Here is a 17,764-nt window from a genome sequence, read left to right as displayed (position 1 = left end):
CGATACGAGTCGTATGCCACGGGGCCTGACCTCGAGACAGTTGACATATCTATATTTATAACATCGCTCTCCGGATACCGAGTGTGCGAGTCGCAATTATCCCGGCCCACAACGAGGCTGCCACGATCGGATCGGTTGTGTTACAGACACAACCGTACGTTGAGACGGTCGTCGTTGTCGATGACGGGTCGACGGATACAACGGCACGAGTAGCCGAACTGGCTGGCGCACAGGTGCTCTCACACGATCGAAACAGGGGGAAGGGAGCTGCGATACAAACGGGGCTTCGTGCCGGGGTAAAGGAGGGTGCCGACGTACTCGTACTTTTGGACGGCGACGGCCAACACGATCCGGACTCGATTCCCGACCTCGTTGAGCCGATCGAACGCGGCGAATCAGATCTCGTGATCGGTTCGCGAGTGAAGCAAGGGAATGGGACACCGCCTCGGCATCGGAAGTTTGGCCGTGCCGTACTGGATACGGTCACAAATGCTGTCAGCGACACCGCGATTAGCGATACCCAGAGTGGCTTTCGGGCGATGCGTGCAGAATTACTCAAAAAAGTAGAGTTCGAGGACGCCGGTATGGGAATTGAATCCACCATGCTCGCCGAAGCGACTGGCGCAAGCGCACGCATCTCCGAAGTTCCGATCGAAGAACACTACCCAGAAACCGCATCGCCGAACCAACATTCAGTCGGACACGCGCTCACCGTCCTCAATTCATTGCTGAAAATCGTACGGCGCGATCACCCTCTGTTGGTGTTTGGTGTCGTCGGTGTTCTATCCCTTCTTTTCGGCGGGTATCTGGGCTACGATACGGCCACCCATTACTGGGCGACACAGGAGTTTTGGCCGGGGAGAGCAATGCTCTCGATGCTGTTTTCGATTATTGGAACGCAACTGATCACGGCTGCGCTGATCCTCGATACCGTGAGACTCAAAGGGAACAACTGACTCTCAACCGAAGAGTGCCTGTCGTACTACCTCTCTGTCGTCGGCCACAGTTGTTTGAGGAACTCCACGTGCCCACTGTGCCAAAGTCGCCACCCAGCATAGCCAGTCAGCAGCGAAAACATCGGTGCGGCAGGAGCACGATACCGCCAATCCCAGTCGACGTGTGTCAGCGAGATAGTAATCAATAGCATCACCAGCGGTATTGCCCATAGCCGAAAAAGATCACGTCTCGAACGAAGCATCGCGATGAAACCCCAAAAGCTCCCAATCAAGACGGGAATGAGAGTCCCGACATTTGCCACGTTGTGAATCGTACTCCATCGTGGGAGGACTGGAACGAAAATCAGCACGAACCGAAGCATCGTTATCAGGATGATATGGTGAATGTTGAAAACGACGAACGCGATCGGAGAGGTGTGTTCCGATAATGCATACGGATATTGGAACATCGAAGAATCCCAGACTAACAGCCCATCAGCATACCACTGAAAGATGGTCCCGGTGAGGAATTCGAAATACTGGGTTAACAGAATACCAGTGCCGAGCATAGCTACGGCGATACCGTACAGGGGATTCGGAATCAGGTTCAACCGATACCGATGTCCTCGCGGGAGGAAATCGAGCAATAGCCATCCTGCGACGATGGGGAATCCGTGCGCCCGAGTTAGAAACACAAATATCAGCGTTCCCCACGCGGTCCAGTACGTTTGCCGAGTCTGGTATCGATGGTGTCGAGACACGGCCCACAGTGCTAGCGTCACTGCGAACACGAAGAGAGAGTCCGTGAGGATATAAATGTCCCACTGGAAGGAATCCCAGAGGACGGCCATCGAGAGTCCCGAAACAAGACCAGCGATTCGATCAAGGTGGGCGCTCGCGATCGAATAGATCAGGATACATGCGATCGTAGATAAACTGATCTGGACTGCTATCCAGAGATCCCACGACAACCCCAGTAGTTCTGTGAAAAGACAAAAGGGGATTGTGAATCCGGCATTAATAATTCTGGGCAGTAGCCACGGTTCTGAGAGCCAAACCTCACACGTGGACGTGTAAGTGGGAGTGTCGCCCCCAGTTCTTGTTCCACTCATCATCCAGTAACCGACCCGACCCACGAGTGCGACAACCGTAATGAAAGCAATATCGACCCGAGCCCACTCAATTGATCGTCTATAGTTGGTCCGCATGGTTTGAAAGGGGTATCAAGACTGTTGTTGAGATGTAGGCTTCTGGATGCCCGCTGCGCTTAATTTATACGGTTTCAACAGGTCAATTATCCTTAAAAAACCGATAGAGAGCGTAATTCATCTTGTAAATACTGTTGCCAATTCGACGCATGAGACGGCCCGCAGACGAACCTGTAAGTTCAACTTCCGGAAGTGTGATATCGAGTTTCGCAAAGATGCTTGGATCGGCGGATGGTTCCGTTTCGATATCAACTCGGAGGCCATCAAACACTCCACGGGACTTCATACGGATACCGTCGATACCGATCAGTAGAGCATAGCCCCAGGTGAGTAGTTCAGTCAAAAGCAATGACGGGGCGAAAAGCAACGCCGTTGGGAAATCATAGTATCTCCGTAGAATGACGTAGCGCCCGAACTCCAGATGATACAGCTTTTTTGCGTCAACGACTGGCCCTCTATACTCGTGGTAGACGATTGCGGCCGGGACGAGCAGAACCTCAACGCTTTTCGAATGCGCTCGCCAGGAAAGTTCCGCGTCTTCCATATACAGAAAGAGTTCTTCTTCGAACCCGCCCAACTCTTCAAAGGTGTCCCTGCAGACTCCGAAACAGGCTCCAGAGAATCCAGCAAGTTGCTCGCGAGTGGCGTGTGCTTCGGGATGCTCTCCAAAGCCACGGGTGAACGCCAACCCAGTCATATGTTCACGGTTACCACATGTATTGATCGTCCCATCGAAAGTGCGTATCTGTGGTACTGTGATACGCCTCGGCTGTTCGATAAGTGGTTCAACGAGTGTCCGGATCGCTCCGGAGTGAAGCTCCGTGTCCGGGTTCATTACAATAAGATATTCGGAGGATATCTGACGGACAGCGTGGTTAACACAACTCCCGTAGCCTGGATTATCCTCTAATTCAAACAGTGATACGGTCGGATAGTCGTCTCTGAGAATATCTGTGGTTGTATCTGTCGATCCCGAATCAACGACGATGATCTCGTGAGGGTCTTCGGTGAGTATAGAATCTACGCATCGTTCGATCACGTTCTCGCTGTTATACGTGACAACGATTACGCTGGTCTGATCATTCATGCATTAATTCGGGAGATCTGAAAATATGGATAATATTCACAAGAATTCATGTTTGCTGTCGTATCTCTTTCAGTAGTACTGGGACTGCCTTCCTCCCTTCTTGCCAGAGTAGTGGAACAGCGCCACCCCAGATTGATGGCCAGGAATTTATCACTCGTTCCGATAGGCTACTGGGTAAGATCGTATTGAGAATCGATAGGCTGTAGAGTATCGTTTTCGTATACCAGATATTTGCTGGCCAAAATCCACATGTTGTATATATCATTTCTAGGTCAGAATATGATTCAACGACAGAAACAAGCGTTTTATAATAACCGATGTCCTGGATTGCTCCGGATGCTGCATTTTTTGAAGAATTATGCCATATGTTCATTGGCAATGCATAGACCCCGAGATCTGTTTGATATTTCATTCGCAGGCAATATTCAACAGCGTATAGATGCCATCCATCACAGACTGTCGAATCGAATTGATGATCAGAAAAGACATCACGCGGAACCAACAAACCGAGTTCATCGACAGTTTGTACCGGTCGGGGGGCGGTAATCTCTGTTCCCAACCTCCACTTCCGTTTGTCAGCACCTTGGGATATAGTGTTGCGTCCTTTTGTTTCAGGATCAATCCCAGATACCGTGACACCAGCGAATCCCGCAGCTCCGAGATCTCCTATAGATTCGGCTTGGTGTCTTGCTTTTTTAAACCACTTATCGCCGAGTAGTTTGACATCCTGATGTAGAAACAGATAGTATTTGCCACTCGCCCGTTCGGCACCGGCATTCAACGCTGCTGCTGCGGAGTGATAATCTTGGTTACGGTTATCGATCAGAATAGTTTCATACCAGTCTTCGCATTGGTTTTTCAGACTAGATAGAAGTGATTTTTCGAGTGTCTCCCGATCGTTGTAAACACAGATTACGCTAAATATGGGAGCATCGCTATCCATCATTCGCTATTATCTTACGGGTCGGAATAAGTCATTCGTGTCTGATTATCTTGACGGCCGATTTCATCGTATACCGAATATTGAGAGAGTTCACGACTGGTATATGTCAAATTTGTTCAAATCAAATATGCCAGAGAACACCGCTGAAATACCCCATATAATCGCTCCAGAAAGAACAACGAGCAGCAGACTGAACAGACCACTAACAAACTGCAATCCGAACGCGACACCAATTGCCATTATCACTGTAATTGCGAGAATACTCGTTACTTGTCTCCCGAGATAGCGAATTCGAAGGCCCAGTTCGGTGTGAATAACATACATCGTCGCCATCGTGAAGAGCCCGTAACTAACTACGGTCGCCAGAGCGGCACCGACAACGCCGAGACGCGGTATCAATAGAACATTCAAGACGATATTTAACCCGACAGTTGGCAGTTTTATAATCGCTCTCGAGCGGGCTCGACCGAGATAATCTAGGCTGTTCTCCGTGATCGTCGTCATTGATCGAAAAACGACATACAGTGCGAGAACTTGGAGTACTGGAACTGCGCCGAGATATGCCGTCCCGAAAACGTACTGGATAGCCGGCTCGGAAACTAAAACTACCCCTACCGACGCAGGGAGGTACACGAGAAGTGAGTAAACTAGGCTCGTCTCGTACATCTGGGCGGATCGCTGAACGTTCTCCCGTGCTTTTTCAGCACCGAACGTCGGTGCAAGCGAAAACCCGACCGCGTACGCTGGCGTTTCGAGGAACTGAGTGATCTGCTTTGCGAGTACGTAAAACCCGACGCTAACCGGTGTCAAAAAGAAGCCAACTAAGATCGTATCAATGTGGAGATCGATGGCTCTAGCCGTGTTTGTCGCGGTTAGTGGGACCGTATATTCCGCGATACGTCTCCGAAGTGTATGCGCTACAGTAGCGTCCGCTTCCACCGCTCGGTAGAACCGTACATATACAAGCCCCAGCCCGAGCATCGAAACCAGTATAAAGCTGATAATATAGCCGACGAATGCCCCCCAGACGCCGTATCCCAACAGTACCAATCCGATCGCAAAGACGAACCGACACAGAATGGTCAACACATGAATCGTCGCAGAGAGTTCTATTTTCTCGAATCCCTGCAGAACGATTCGAACATATCTCACGAGCGTTCCGAAGATGACGAAGAAAACACCATATAACAACAGTACAGCTAGCTCGCTCTCGCCGAACAGTCCCGCAAGATAGTGACGACTACCGACCAGTACAGCGACGACGGTAACGATCGTCACCAGGTTATATCCGAATGAAATGCGGAGGATGTGTGGGATCTGATCCGGATCGCACTCTTTGTACTCTGCAATATACCGAGCTCCGGAGTTAGCTACACCGGCTTCGCTGAATACCCGCATGAACCCGAGTATCGAAATTGTCAAAAACAATAATCCGTACCGCTCGGGGCCGAGCAAGCGGGCCAAAAGAAAAATGAGTGCCGCACCGAGAAACGTTGTCAGTATCTGCCCTAAAAGTTCACCCTTGACCCGCGTTAGGAGATCCGAAAACTGGGCCATCTGCTCGCATTGACAGTCCAGATAACCCTTATACTTGTTATTTCTCGAAACACGCGAAGATCCCGTAGCGTGTCGTTAGCACTTTGTTTCGAGAATGTCCCGATACACCGCGTCCAGATCCGACAGCATCGCCTCGATAGAAAACTGCTCAACTCGCTTGCGTCCGACTGCACCAAACTCCTCGCGCAACTCCGCCGACTCAATCAGCCGCTCAAGACGATCCACAAGTCCGTCAACATCTCCCGGCTGAATCAAAAACCCGTTTTCGCCATCCACAACCTGCTCCGGGATGCCTGCAATATCAGTACTAACCACGGGCAACCCACTCGCCATCGCCTCGGTGATCACCCGCGGCGTCCCCTCCCGATAGGAGGGCAACACGAAGAGATCACAGGCCGCCATAATCGATTCAACATCAGATCGATAGCCAAGCAGGCGAACCGGAAGTCCCCGACGCTCAACCGCCATTTCGAGATCTTCCCTGAGCGGCCCGTCACCAACTATGTATACTGTCACCGCATCCGACTCGATCCGTTCGAGCGCATCGAAGAGATCGTAAAACCCCTTGCCGTCGACAAGCCGACTTACCATCAACACGCGAACGTCCGACCCATCAATATCCTCGGCCGGCGACGCGTCCCGAAACCGATCGAGATCGATCCCGCTGTAAACTGTCGTGTACTGCTCAGAACGTCCGATCCCTCGCTGAAGATACTCCTCAGTGATCGCATCCGCGTTCGTCACGATCCGATCCGTCCGCCGTGCCGCAGCCCGCTCACACTGTAGTACGAACCGATTCAAAAGTGCGTTCCGATCCTCGGCGAAAGGCACGCCGTGAACCGTATGTACGACCACGGGGACGTCGGCGAGCCAAGCCGCAAACCGGCCGATGATCCCCGCCTCCGTGCTGTGGGTGTGGACGATATTAAACTCGTTCCGTCGTAGATACCGGGCAAGCGAGACGACGGCTGGCACTGTCGTCACCGGATTGTAATGACGGATCAACGGGAACCGTTTCGTCTCGACACCGTTCCGTTCGAGTCGATCAACCTGCGCTTGATCAGACGCCGCGCCGTATCCGACCGTGAACTCGTACTCCTCGAGGCCGAGTACTGTGGCGATCGTCTTGGCCTCGGCGCCACCTTTGAGCAATCGCGTGATAAGGTGAAACACGTGCGGCCGTTCTCGGCCCGTCATCTGCTGTTCACGAACGCAGTGATGGCCCTCGGTGATTTAATCTCCGGTTTTTTCGACGGCGGTTCAGCTACGTTTCAGTATCGATGAAACCAGTGCCAGTTGAGCAGCTATCGGTGATCGATTGAGTAAACGAGTGGGCTTCCGCTCGCTACGCATCGATCACAATACTGGCCGTTAATTATCGCCTGTAATGAGGTCATGATCCTCTGTGATATCGGTTGGTCCGCCGATGCCGATCGGGTCAACTGTGAAAACGCGCTGTAGTGTTGTTTGACGAGTTCGACCGAAATTGTCCCGTCTTCGTCTACGTGCCAGCGGAGTTTGTCACCCCTCCCGTCCTATTGCTGCTGGGATCGTGATCGGGTCGCTCTCGTTCACCGCTGTTTCGACTTCGATTCGCGGGACATATCCAGATGTACATGGCACTCACGAAAGTAAGATATCCCTACGTCGGCTCTCCGTCGTCAGTCAACTTCGGAATCCGTTCCTCAAAGAGAGTGTCAAGGGCGCTCCAAAGGATCTCAGTCGGGATTGTCTTCTCGAACGTCGCACGCTCGTGACTACTACACCCTGTCTCCGGATGCTTATACTGGAAGTGAATCGGACCGAGGTCGGCGTGATCATCGTCGCGGTGCCACCCACAGTTAAACCCGGTATTTGGATCCGCATAGTGTATGCGATAGTAGGGTTCCTGCCCAACGAACCGCCATTCGACTTCGATCGATGGGGAGTCAGGACCGGTTGGCGGTACGACACGGGACGGCGCAATCTCTGCGCGAAGATATCGCCTGACAATGCTGTCGGGTTCGTACGTGGCCATCGTCACCCTGGGATAGCGCTGTAGGACATCGATTAGCCCCTCATAGACTGAGTTATCGGTCGTTCCTGGAAGCCCCATCAGTATTAGGTGGAGAGGTGATCACGCTCGACAGCCCACTCGTAGTGGTTGAGTGCCGCTTGGATGACTGGAATGCGGTCGTTGAAGTGCTCCCATCGACTCGCTACATCTCGTCGCTCGGCAATGGTCTCGGGATCGTCGAGATCACCGATGCTCGCACGAAGTTCGTCCGGTGTCTCGACAGTATATGTCCTCTTCCACGAGGCAATGTCACGTCGCATAGACGCAAGTGAATCTGTGAGTTCCTCCCGATCGTGTTCTCGCTGGAGGGTGGCGACCTCTCGATAGGTTGCTACAAGTTGATCGACACAGTACACACTCTGTCCACCCTGATCCATCTTCCGAAGCACGTTGTCCGCAACGAGCTGATCGAGATATTTCTGGGCTGTTTGCACAGAGACATCCGTTTCGTCGGCAATCCACGAAGCTGTCCGGGGGGTTCGAAGTGTCCGAGCCGCTGCTCGTATCCGTTCGCCACGCGTTATGGATTCGTGACCACGGTTAGTGCCGTCGTTTTTACTCCCCATACATATATCTATATTCTACCGTAATATATATCTACTGGAACGAAAATATGTTGAAAATCTGCGCGTGGAAGCGAATTCGTCCGACCGACAAAAACGGGAGAGGTTCATCTAAAGGAAACAGCGAGAGTTCCACGGGTCACCCGACCCGTGGTCGTTTACCAGACCGTAACATCCTGCTGGCTTCCTGCCGGCTGGATGCTGGGCGGGCTGGCTTCATCCCCGGGATCAAGCCTCGGATAATCGTATATTCGTGCCCGTAGAGATTCGCGGAGAGCGTATCGAGATTGCCGAATACTTGTCTGTCTTTTGTTCTTCGTCTCGAGTCAGAACTCCCAGGTCAACGAGTGTTCCGACATCCGAATATGCTGTCGTCCGCGGTATCTCCAATTCACCACCGATGTCGTCGATAGTGACATCTCTCTCGGAGAACGAACGTGTACAGCCGTGCAAGCCGCGGCTTCTCCAGTAGCTGGGCGACTGACAGCAGACCATTGACGGCGCGCTCGGGATCTCGGTTGTCGGGCAACTCCTGACGGGCTTCCCTGTAGCCTTGACTGATTTCGGCTCTCTCTTCCCGCCGTTTGTCGATGCTTCCTCTGGTCTCGGTGTTTCGCTCGGCAGCTTCGTCTTTCTCCCTCGCCTTGACATCCTCACCCGCGTGAACGCGGGTGAATCCCACGGTACCGCACCGCTGGATTGGGATATTAGGGTTTGCAGTCTACCACCTCTGTCCGAGGTTGGAATCCTCGGGAGAGGTCATGAAGGTAGACACCTGGCTGTGCCAACCAGCCGGTACTCCTATCTTCGTCTAAATTGGACGCAGACTCGGAGTTACTTTCGTCGTTGATGTCGAGACGGATGTTCTCCGCCCCGTTCACGTCTGCGTTGAACGCCGCATCACACGTCTCGCAGACGTACAGGCCACGCTCGACGCGCTGGCTGTCGTCTTCTCTACCGCACACGCAACACGTCTTGCTCGTGTCACGCTCCGACACTTCTACGACCTCGATGCCCTCGACCTTCGCCTTGTACGTGAGAATCGACGTGAAGCGGTCGAACGCCCACCCGTGCAAGTCAAGGTTGCCGTGCCGACCCCAATTCTTCGAGTCGCCGTCTTCGTCCTCGCGGACACCTTCCAAGTCTCCAACATTGATTCGCCCAACACCCTTCTCGACACACTGTTCAACGATGTGTCTCGCTACCGAGTGGAAGAAGTGGGTGCGGCGCTCCGACCACTTCGCGTGCAACCGAGTGGCTCGTTCACTACCCGAGTCGTCGCATTTAGCGATCTCTTTCGGGAAGTAGTAGCCATCCTGTTTGAGGCGGTTGCCGGGGTACAGGTCGGCTTCTTCGGTGCTGTACGCGACAGCGGCGAAGTTGCAGATACCGAGATCAATCCCCGCTGTCTCGGTGCCGGGTGCGTCGGGAGTTTCGATTTCGTCTTTGCAGACGAGGTGCAGTTCCCATCGTCCCTTCGCCTTGTCGTAGACGGCGCGAACTTGTTGCAGGTTCTCAATCGTGACACCGGGACGAGTTTCGTACTCGACGAGGATGTACTCCCACGCTTTGGGGTGTTCCTTGTGGTTCGCGCCTTTCGAGAGCCGGACGCGATTATTCTCCCTGTCGTGTTTGATGCCGTTCTGCTTCCACGTCACGGTGGAACGCGGGTGTTCTTCGTGGACGCGGCGTCCTTGGTTGTCGTAGTAGTTTTTCTTGCGGTAGCCGGGCGGATTGTCTCTATTGTCATCACTGGAGTACCACGAGTTGAAGGCTTCAGCGAGTTCCTCAAGAACCCGCTGACTGGACTGACTGTGCAGTCCCTTGTACGTGTTGTGAGCCTTCAACTCGTCTTTGAGGTCTCCGTGGTCAGGGATCTCGCCCGTATTCTCCCACACTTCGCGGGAGTAGTAATTAGCGACGTTCCAGAGCTTGCTGGCACTCCACCCGTGCCTGTCAAGCGAGTCCGCTACCTGTCCGTGGTTGCGGATTTTCGCTTGATGGGTGCGGTGGACTTCCAACATTCTGAACGCCTGTATAATCACTTATAGCCGTTTCTATTGTAAATATTCGGATTGGGAACGGTGGAATATCCAGACCTGTCGAAGCAGGGGAATGGGTCACTGAGTGACGGCGCGTATCCACGGCCTGAAGGCCGTGGTATTGCGCCTGTTCAGCCTATAATCAGTCACCACCTACTCATCATCTCGCCACGACCCCCACACTTCACGGTACTTGCCGAGCTCGCGGTACTCCTTCTTCGGCTCGAACGCATCGATGACGTAGAGCACTTCGTTGTCTTTGTCCCACTCGATCAGGACGCGGAAGCCACCGACACGAAGCTTGTAGCCGGGATGGTTCTTCAACCGGTCAAGGAAGTGGTCCGGAAAGTCGCCGATGTCTTCCAGCTTGTTGATGATCCGCTCGGCGTCTTCCGTCTCGAACTGTTCCAGCGTTTCGACCACAGTCTCCGTCAGAACGACCTCGTGAGCACCGGTCTGCCCTCAGTTCTGATCGATGCCGAGGCGTTCGCGGGCCTCGTCCGTGGACATCGTCCGGCCCGCCGCAACGTCCGCGTAGCCCTCTGAGGCGCCCTCTTTCGCGCCGGGCGTCAGAATCGGCTCCGTGGCATCACGCAGCACCTCCCGAATGAACTCCGAGCGGTTGGTGTACTCCAGTTCCTCGGCCAGTTCGTCGATCTCCTCCAGAAGCCGCTTCGGCACCTTCACATTGAGCTTCACCCATTTCGAGGCGGAGGCCCCGTCCTCAAGGAGCGCCGGGGTTCCGACATCCGGTCGGAAGCACAAGCGAGTAGGCCAGGGAGGAAGTCGACACGGTGTGAAACGAGTAACGTGGCTGCTGCTGACTGACTCGCCCCCCCCGATACATTTTTCCGGTGGCTACCGTATCTGTACGTAGTGATACCGTCGCACACGTCGCCAGTATCACGGGCCGCAGTAGCCCGGCCCCTGAATGGTGGAGACGCCGACCCCGAAGGTCGTTCAATACGGGCGAGGAACGACCTTCCTCCCCGGCGACAACTGACGGCGAGTCCCACATCAAAGCCCCACCCTCCACGAGTGAACCCCTCAGGGTGAGCGAAGTAGGGTGGGGTCGGTTACAGGCTGTCTCTACTTCGAGGGAACTGAAACAGTTCCGTTCTTTTCGCCATATGCGTACAAGAGCATCCAGACCACGCTAATAGCCAAAATCCAAAGAAACCCTCCGAGTGCAATCAGATGCAATCCACCATATACGCTCATATCTCAGAAATCATGCTGCTTCATACCTTGTTATGTAGTTACTAATGCCGCTAAGAACGACCCAGTAGGTGATACACTGTGCGGCTAATTCACTAATTCGAGGCGGAGGCCCCACCCTTAAGGAGCGCCGGGCTTCCGGCTCCGGCGGAAGCACAAGCGAGTAGGGTGGGGAGGAAGCCGACACGGTACTAACTGGCGACCAGATTCTTGCCTGCTAACTCCCAATTATTAAGTAACTGAAAGCATATATGTGAAATATCGTGGAGTCCCGTCGAACCGCCGTAATCAAACTCGACACACCCGAAGGCGCGAATGAACACCTGCGGGAGACCGTCGAGCAATTCAAATACTGTGCCAACACCGCAAGCGAATGGTGCTGGCACGGCGACGACGGCTACCACGTTACATCGAAAGCGAAGGCTGAAGATGCGCTGTACGGCCAACTACGCGAGGATACGGAGTTGACCGCAAATCTCGTCCAGAAAGGGATACGCCAAGCCGTTGAAGCCATCAAGAGCGGCGTCGAACGGCTCAAAAACGGCCAAGATACGTCTCGTCCGACGTTCACGACTGATACCGCCGTCTACGACAAGCGAAGTGCCACGTTCCACCGTGACCACGTTTCGCTCTCGACTGTGGACGGACGAATCGAGTGCGACTACATTCTCCCCGAGGACGACGACACACCGCCGACAAAGTACGTCGCCAACGAGAACTACGAGTTTCGGCGGGCAACACTCCATCGACGCGACGGCGACTGGTATCTCCATGCGTCGATGCTCAAAAAGGACGACGACACCGGCACCGGGCACAGAACAGTCCTCGGTGTGGACCTCGGTGTGAATCAACTCGCGGTCGCTTCGACCGGACGGTTCTGGTCGGCAGCCGAGTTCAACCACTGGAAGCAAGAGTACGAGAAGCGACGTGACGACCTCCAGCAGTGCGGGACACGGGCGGCACATGACGCAATAGCAGGCGTCAAGCGCAAGGAGGACGGGCGCTTCGAAATATTCCTGCACCGTGTCGCCAACGAAATCGTAGCCGAAGCCACCGAACACGACTGTTCGCATATCGTGTTCGAGGACCTGACCGACATTCGTGAGAACGTGCCAAAGGCGTCGTGGCACCATCTGTGGGCGTTCCGTCGCCTCTACGAGTACGTCGAATACAAAGCCAAAGAGCAGGGTGTCGAAGCCGTCCAAGTGGACCCACGGAACACCTCGAAACGGTGTTCAACTTGTGGGTTTACCCACAACGACAACCGCCACGACGAGGACTTCGAGTGTCAGGACTGTGGCTACCAGAACCACGCCGACTACAACGCTTCCAAGAACATCGGCCTTCAGTACCTCCGGCGTCGGCAAAACGCAGATGACGGAGGCGCACCCGTAGACGTGCGCTTGAATCGCGGGACGCTGAACGTGAGTGGAGAGTACAACCTTCCCGCCGTTGATGCGGCGTAGAACGGGAGTCCACGCGAAAGCCCTACCCTCAACGAGCGAGCGGGGCGGTTGCCCCCGAGCGAAGTAGGGTAGTTTACCTCCGGTTGTACCGTAGTAAATCGACTGTAAAGGATTCTATGACACGCTGCGCAATGAAGACGACCTCGTCGAGGAATGGCATCGAAGATGTTCCGTTCATCAGGAATCCTCTGGTCCGAAAAGCGTCTTCCATACGTCGGCTGCCACCTTCCATAGCTGTCGGGCTACGATTTTCAGATCGTACTGAAGCGATTGCTCGCGGACGTACTGCAGATCGTATCGTAACTTCTCGGCTGGTTCTAAGCTGCTCGCGTCATTGATCTGGGCTAGCCCTGTCAGTCCGGGCTTGACGAACCACCGCTTTCGCCACATCTCCGAATCTTCCTCCAAGAGGTGTTCCTCTTCGGTCCATACCGCCCGCGGGCCGACGACACTCATCTGGCCACGGAGGATTGACCACAACTGCGGGATTTCGTCCAGATGCGTCCTGCGCAACACGCGCCCGACACGCGTGATCCGGTCGTTTTCCTCGTCGTTGACGGGTGTTGAGGATTCGCCGTCGGGGCTCATCGTTCGGAACTTGAATACGGTAAACGTCTCACCGAACACGGCGGTCCGTTCTTGGCTGTACAGGATCGGGCCCCCGTCCTCTAGTTTGATCGCTACGGCGATTCCTGCGACGACAGGCAGCAACACCAGTAGGCCGACGAGCGAAAAGACCACATCGAACGCGCGTTTCCACAGGTGGTCTTGTATATCCCACGGCTCGATCTCGACATCGACGAGCGGGCCCGCAGTCCCACCTCCGCTCAATACCGCGTCGGCGTGATCGCGGTGCACCTTCGCGTCGACACCGTGTTCATAACACGCGTCCAGCGCACCGAAGAACTCCGCTCGATCGGCCTCTGCGAACGCCAACACGGCGGTGTCGATATCGTACTTGACGAGGACATCCTCAAGCCGCGAGAGCCCGCCGAGTCGATCGATGTCCACGGCCCCGGCGCCATCCGAAATGACTTGTCCGACGTCGTCGCGTCTGTTCCTCGCCAGCGTGGACGTCGAACAGAGATACCCAAGCAGTTGGGCGTCGACCGTTGCAACGACCTGCCTGATCGCGTCGATGTCGTCGCCGACAACGACTGCCCGCTCGGTTTGCGTGTCGGGCTGGCGAAGCCAGACGAACCACAGCGGCAGCACGGCCAGCAGGATTGGCGTCATCAACAGGAGTGTGAGCCGGGGCAGCTTGTAGGTATAATCGAAATACCCGATCGTCGCCAGCGCAAATACAGCGACGAGGGCCCGCTTGTGGGTGAGCGCGATGATATCGAGGATCCGCCGTGGTCGCGGCTTGTATAGCGGGAGAAACGCCCCAGTTACCACGGCGACAGTCAACAGCACCTCAAGCGAGAATTCGACTCCCCTCGGTGGATTTTTCGGCAGCCGCGACAGGACCGGCAGCGATGTCACGGCTGTTTGAACAGTCCCGTTGTTCAGGGCGACAACGCTGACAGCTGTGAGTACGGCGACGCCAAGGACGCTCACGAGCCGATAGCGCCAGCCGGTCTCCATTACTGCGCGATTAGTGATCAAGACGTTTTAATAACTATGTTCTGGTTTTCAGGCGTCGCCCATCTAGTGTCAACTGCTAATACACTTGATTTTGATAGACACGCATCCAACTCTCCGATAGCGTTACCGTTTTATTCGCTTATTGAGTGGGAGTCACTAATGTCACGCTCTGGGGGTTATCGATGGGGCTGATTGATGACGAGGGAAACTTCCTCGGAATTGTCAACATCGTTGATGCACTCGTCGTAGTTTTGATTGTTGCCGTGATTGTGGGCGGCGGCGCGTTCGTTTTCTTTGACAGTCCTTCGGACGGTTCTCCGGACAGTCCGTCCCCGGAATCCGAGTCGGAGCCGGAAACGGAGACAACGTATGTGACGCTTGATCTCGGTACGCAGCCAAACTACATCGCGTCTGCGATCAACGAAGGCGACACGTACGCGCCAGGGGGCGCCGCACAGCTCCGGATCACCGACGTACATCTCACTCCACAGGACGATGCTGTCCGAGTATTTCTCCGTGTTAACCTGACCGGCGAGGTGACCAACGGGCGTCTCATGTACGGGAATGCGCCACCACGGCTGGGACGAACACTTAGCATCTCAACGGATGTATACAAGGTAGACGGCCAGATTCGAGCCATCGGTGAGCGTGACACGCTTGCGATGGAGTCCAGGATGCGAACCGTGACTCTTCGCATGCAGGAGGTTGATGCGGATATCGCTGAAGCCATCGCCCCTGGCTTGACCGAGCGGATCGGCGACCGCACTATCGCCCGTGTCACCGACGTGGACACAGAGCCTTCCCCCCTCATCGCGGTTGCTGATGACGGATCAGTCAATGTGGTCGAACACCCAACCGACCGTGAGGTGACGATCACCGCCGACCTGCTCGTTCGTGAGACGAGTTCGGGGCCCCAGTTCAAGGGCGAACCCCTCCGTGTCGGGTCTCAGACGACGCTTGATCTCGGAACGGTGACCGTCGAGACAACCGTGATCAATAGAGGTGAGTAACGGTGACAGAGGCTTCGGAACCGCGATCGGCCCGCGAAGTATTCCGACAGACGGCCACACAAGCGCTCTCTGGGTCCCGTATCGTCAGTGCCGTACAGTCGTGGATAGCCCAGGCTAGGCCCTACGTGCGTGCTTCGGTTCTCTATCAGTCTGGATCCCGTATCGTCGGCGCCGTACGGTCGTGGAGCGCTCAACTCGGACGCTACGTACGTGGCTCATTTCTCTCCCAGTGGTTCACGGCGGAACCGGACCCGGAGGTGATCGTGATCGACTTACGGGAGACATGGACGGTAGGGCCATTTATTGCTGTGCTCGATCGGATCCTCCCCAAACTGAACCGTTCGCTCGAACAGTCACGAACCGCAGCTCTCGCCGTAGCGGCGGCGACGGCGATGCGAGCGGTCCCGATTCGTGTTCTCGGGCTCATTTTGATGTTACTCGGGGCGGTGGTTACGATCGGAACGCTCCTGATGACGGAAGCGATGTCGGGGGTCGCACTCCGAGTTCTCGTCCTCGGAGGTCTCGTGACACTTACGGGTGCGATGGCGACTCTGGACCGACGGGACTAGCAGTTGCTTCATCGGCTGTCGAGGCGGATACCCCGACCCTTGAGGTCGGGGAGGAAGCCGACACTCGACGATGCAAATCACGCTGAATAGCAAGACCAACTCTCCCACATCTTATATATAAATTCAAGTATCTCTAACTGCTCTTATGAAGTATGGAGGTTGTCCGAAACATCCAGATAAAGCTCGACGTTCCCGAGGACAAACACAGTGTTCTCGATGAGACGTTCGAGCAATTCCGTCAAGCAGCGCAACACGTCGCTGACCACGGATGGAACGACAACCCCTACGAAATCACGGACACGAAGAATACACTCCACGACGAAACGTACGCTGACGTTCGTGACAAACTCTCTCTGCAATCCAGTCTTGTCCAGAGTGCCCGCAACCTTGCGGCCACAGCACTCGGTAACTGCAAAGACCGTATCATCGAAGACGGTGAAAACGCTAGCAAGCCTGAGTTCAAAGGCACAGTTGTCGTCTACAATGGTCGAACCATTACGTACAACGACGACCACGTATCTCTCGCAACGGTTGACGACCGCGTGACTGCCGAATATGTCACACCAGTCAACGAAGAAGGGACACCGTTTGAGGACTACTGGACTGATGACTGGGAGAAAGGCGAAGCAACGCTCCACAAACGGGATGGCACGTACTACCTCCACGTCGCCGTGAAGAAAGAAGTCGAACCTGATTCTAGCGACGAAGCATCCGAGAACGGAGTGGTTCTCGGTGTCGATTTGAACGTGGATGGCTACCTCGCCGTCACGTCAACTGGAGCGTTCCTCGGCAATGCAGACTACCTCAACCACAAGCGTGACGAGTACGAACGTCGGCGTGGCAACCTGCGACAGACAGGAACTCGGTCGGCACATCTCACCATCAAGAGCATCGGCAGTCGTTTCGCCCGGTGGAGCGCAGACTACCTTCACAGAGTGTCAAAAGCACTTGTTCGAGAAGCCGTTGAAAACGACTGTACGGCGATTGCGTTCGAGAACTTGGAACATATCCGAGACCGCATCTCGAACGCCAGCAAGTTCCAGCAGTGGGCGTTCCGTGAACTTCGGCGTCACGTTGAGTACAAAGCCGAAGAATACGGTATTGACGTAGATGACGTGGCTCCTGCCTATACCAGCCAGCGATGTAGTCACGGTGAGTGCGGATTCACGCACGAACATAACCGTAACGGTGACAGGTTTGAGTGTCTGAAATGCGGGAAGCAGTTGCACGCCGACTATAACGCTGCTCGGAACGTCGGGTGGCGACTTGTTCAGCACTGGCTCAAGTCTGGTGCTGAACGGGCCACGAGTCAATTGGCCCTCAAGTCAGGGACATTGAACGCGAATGGTCACTTTCGACCTACCGCGTTACGCGGATAGAGCGGGAGTCCACTGACAAGCCTCGGGGCTTGACCCCGAGGCGATTGACGCAGTAACAATCACGTCTTCAAATACGTGACTTGCAACGTAGTCGCGTTGATCGACGACGATGCGGTTGTCGGTGGGCGCTGAATCGGATATCAC

General features: G+C 54.8%; 15 protein-coding genes and 1 pseudogene. 5 read left to right on the top strand and 11 right to left on the bottom strand.

The features are described from left to right. The first annotated feature begins 83 nt into the window (after positions 1-83). Positions 84-956, top strand: a complete 873-nt coding sequence (locus KM295_RS06425) for a glycosyltransferase family 2 protein (RefSeq protein WP_256029135.1) — start codon at positions 84-86, stop codon at positions 954-956. A gap of 1,269 nt (positions 957-2,225) precedes the next feature. Here KM295_RS06425 and KM295_RS06420 read toward each other — a convergent pair. The 10 genes and pseudogenes from KM295_RS06420 to KM295_RS06375 all read right to left on the bottom strand — a co-directional run bounded on the left by KM295_RS06420 (position 2,226) and on the right by KM295_RS06375 (position 11,078). Beyond that, complete coding sequence (locus KM295_RS06420) at positions 2,226-3,230, bottom strand: glycosyltransferase family 2 protein (protein WP_256029134.1); 1,005 nt, start codon at positions 3,228-3,230, stop codon at positions 2,226-2,228. A gap of 46 nt (positions 3,231-3,276) precedes the next feature. Then, a complete protein-coding gene (locus KM295_RS06415) occupies positions 3,277-4,176 on the bottom strand; it encodes a glycosyltransferase family 2 protein (RefSeq protein WP_256029133.1) in 900 nt (299 codons plus the stop codon). A gap of 87 nt (positions 4,177-4,263) precedes the next feature. Next, entirely contained in the window at positions 4,264-5,730 is a 1,467-nt protein-coding gene (locus KM295_RS06410) for a flippase (protein WP_256029132.1), read from the bottom strand. A 75-nt stretch (positions 5,731-5,805) separates the two neighbouring features. Beyond that, entirely contained in the window at positions 5,806-6,927 is a 1,122-nt protein-coding gene (locus tag KM295_RS06405) for a glycosyltransferase family 4 protein (RefSeq protein ID WP_256029131.1), read from the bottom strand. A 445-nt stretch (positions 6,928-7,372) separates the two neighbouring features. Next, positions 7,373-7,747 (bottom strand): hypothetical protein, encoded by a 375-nt coding sequence (locus tag KM295_RS06400; protein ID WP_256029130.1) that lies wholly within the window; start codon positions 7,745-7,747, stop codon positions 7,373-7,375. An 83-nt stretch (positions 7,748-7,830) separates the two neighbouring features. After that, complete coding sequence (locus KM295_RS06395; protein WP_256029129.1) at positions 7,831-8,352, bottom strand: DUF7342 family protein; 522 nt, start codon at positions 8,350-8,352, stop codon at positions 7,831-7,833. Positions 8,353-8,575: 223 nt separating this feature from the next. Beyond that, positions 8,576-8,878 (bottom strand): annotated as a pseudogene (locus KM295_RS06390) (helix-turn-helix domain-containing protein); the annotation flags it as partial. A 178-nt stretch (positions 8,879-9,056) separates the two neighbouring features. Next, positions 9,057-10,373, bottom strand: coding sequence for an RNA-guided endonuclease InsQ/TnpB family protein (locus tag KM295_RS06385; protein ID WP_256029128.1), 1,317 nt, complete (start codon positions 10,371-10,373; stop codon positions 9,057-9,059). A 171-nt stretch (positions 10,374-10,544) separates the two neighbouring features. Beyond that, entirely contained in the window at positions 10,545-10,814 is a 270-nt protein-coding gene (locus KM295_RS06380) for a type II toxin-antitoxin system RelE family toxin (RefSeq protein ID WP_256029127.1), read from the bottom strand. 39 nt (positions 10,815-10,853) lie between these two features. Further along, positions 10,854-11,078 carry a ribbon-helix-helix domain-containing protein gene (locus KM295_RS06375; protein ID WP_256029126.1) on the bottom strand — a complete coding sequence of 75 codons (225 nt, stop codon included), beginning with the start codon at positions 11,076-11,078 and terminating at the stop codon, positions 10,854-10,856. A 794-nt stretch (positions 11,079-11,872) separates the two neighbouring features. Here KM295_RS06375 and KM295_RS06370 point away from each other — a divergent pair. Continuing rightward, entirely contained in the window at positions 11,873-13,075 is a 1,203-nt protein-coding gene (locus KM295_RS06370; protein WP_256029125.1) for an RNA-guided endonuclease InsQ/TnpB family protein, read from the top strand. Positions 13,076-13,252: 177 nt separating this feature from the next. On the opposite strand, the gene KM295_RS06365 is transcribed toward KM295_RS06370, so the two are convergent. Further along, positions 13,253-14,662, bottom strand: coding sequence for a sugar transferase (locus KM295_RS06365; protein WP_256029124.1), 1,410 nt, complete (start codon positions 14,660-14,662; stop codon positions 13,253-13,255). 182 nt (positions 14,663-14,844) lie between these two features. Between KM295_RS06365 and KM295_RS06360 the strand changes: the two genes are divergently transcribed. From KM295_RS06360 to KM295_RS06350, 3 genes are all read left to right on the top strand, one after another. Beyond that, positions 14,845-15,672, top strand: coding sequence for a DUF4330 family protein (locus KM295_RS06360; protein ID WP_256029123.1), 828 nt, complete (start codon positions 14,845-14,847; stop codon positions 15,670-15,672). A gap of 263 nt (positions 15,673-15,935) precedes the next feature. Continuing rightward, on the top strand, positions 15,936-16,241 hold the full coding sequence (locus tag KM295_RS06355) for a hypothetical protein (RefSeq protein WP_256029122.1): 306 nt from the start codon (positions 15,936-15,938) through the stop codon (positions 16,239-16,241). Between the two features lie 152 nt (positions 16,242-16,393). Next, positions 16,394-17,620, top strand: coding sequence for an RNA-guided endonuclease InsQ/TnpB family protein (locus tag KM295_RS06350; protein WP_256029121.1), 1,227 nt, complete (start codon positions 16,394-16,396; stop codon positions 17,618-17,620). Positions 17,621-17,764: the final 144 nt, after the last annotated feature.

Origin of the sequence: Natronomonas aquatica (assembly GCF_024449025.1) — an archaeon.
In the GTDB taxonomy this organism is placed as follows: Archaea; Halobacteriota; Halobacteria; order Halobacteriales; family Haloarculaceae; genus Natronomonas; species Natronomonas aquatica.
This window is presented reverse-complemented; position numbering and strand designations above follow the sequence as displayed.